The sequence below is a fragment of the Kribbella sp. NPDC051952 genome (genome assembly GCF_040680855.1).
Classification (GTDB): Bacteria; Actinomycetota; Actinomycetes; order Propionibacteriales; family Kribbellaceae; genus Kribbella.
The window spans coordinates 1-1,111 of the sequence record NZ_JBFAXQ010000062.1 but is presented as its reverse complement, the minus strand read 5'-3'; the positions used below and the strand labels follow the sequence as shown (position 1 = coordinate 1,111).

Annotated in this window: 1 protein-coding gene; it reads left to right on the top strand. The window is 67.1% G+C overall.

What is annotated here, in order from left to right:
* Nucleotides 1-128: 128 nt before the first annotated feature.
* The coding region (locus AB0L70_RS41755; RefSeq protein WP_363692496.1) for a DUF222 domain-containing protein at nucleotides 129-1,111 on the top strand (983 nt) is incomplete at its 3' end.

The window sequence follows — 1,111 nt, the reverse complement described above, 5'->3', positions numbered from 1 at the left end:
CTCCCGGGCCGCGTCCAGGTCGCCGCCCTCCTCGGCACAGATTGGCTAGTTGTGGATAACTGGATCCCTTGGATATAAGGGGTTTCGGGTTTTGAAAACTGTCGGTGGCGGTGTCTATCGTTGTGGGTATGGAGATCCCGGACGAGCGGCCGATCTGGTCGATGAGCGGCAGCGAACTGCTGGCTGCTCTCGACACGAACGAGGCCGCGATCGCCCGCCTCCAAGCCGACCGGATCCGCATGATCGCCCGCCTCGACGAAATGGGCCACGCCCAGGAGCTTGGCGCCACCACCACCGCTGAACTGCTCGCGATGCGGTACCGCCTCGACCGCCGAGACGCCCACCGCGAAGTCAAACTCGCCCGCACCCTCCCTCGCTACACCACCGTCTCGTCTGCCCTTCCCGACCCGGCAGGTCCGCTGGAGACTCCGGTCCTGAGGCCCGCGCAAGCCCAGGCGATCGTGCTCGCCCTCGAAACCGTCCCCGACCGGGTCCCGGTGGAGAACATCGTGGTAGCCGAGCAACAGTTGGTGAACCTGGCCCAGCACCTGAGCCCCGGCGAACTGCGTAAGGCCGGCAAAGAAATCCGCGACCTACTGGACTCCGACGGCCCCGAACCCGCCGAACACAAAGCCTACGACCGCGAATCCCTCACCCTGACCGACGCCGACCACGGCGTCACCTTCCGCGGATTCCTCGCCAACGAAAACGCCGAACTCCTCCGCTCCCTGATCCACGCCCACGCCCGCCCCCACAAAACCATCGACGGCGAACTCGACCCCCGCTCCCGCGAAAAGCGCCAAGCCGACGCCCTCACCACCACCCTGACCACCGCCGCCACAGCCGCCGAGTCCGGCGCCGTACCTGGAGCAGGTGCGAAGGCCAGCATCACCGTCACGATCGACCTGCAAGACCTCAAAGCAGCCACTCCCGACGCGATCGGCCACGTCATCCACGGCGACGCCCTCTCCGCCGGCACGATCCGACGCCTGGCCTGCGACGCCAAGATCATCCCCCTAGTCCTCGGCTCCAACTCCGAGCCCCTCGACGTAGGCCGCGCCGAACGCCTAGTCACCCCCGCGATGCGCCGCGCCCTCAACGCCAGAGACAA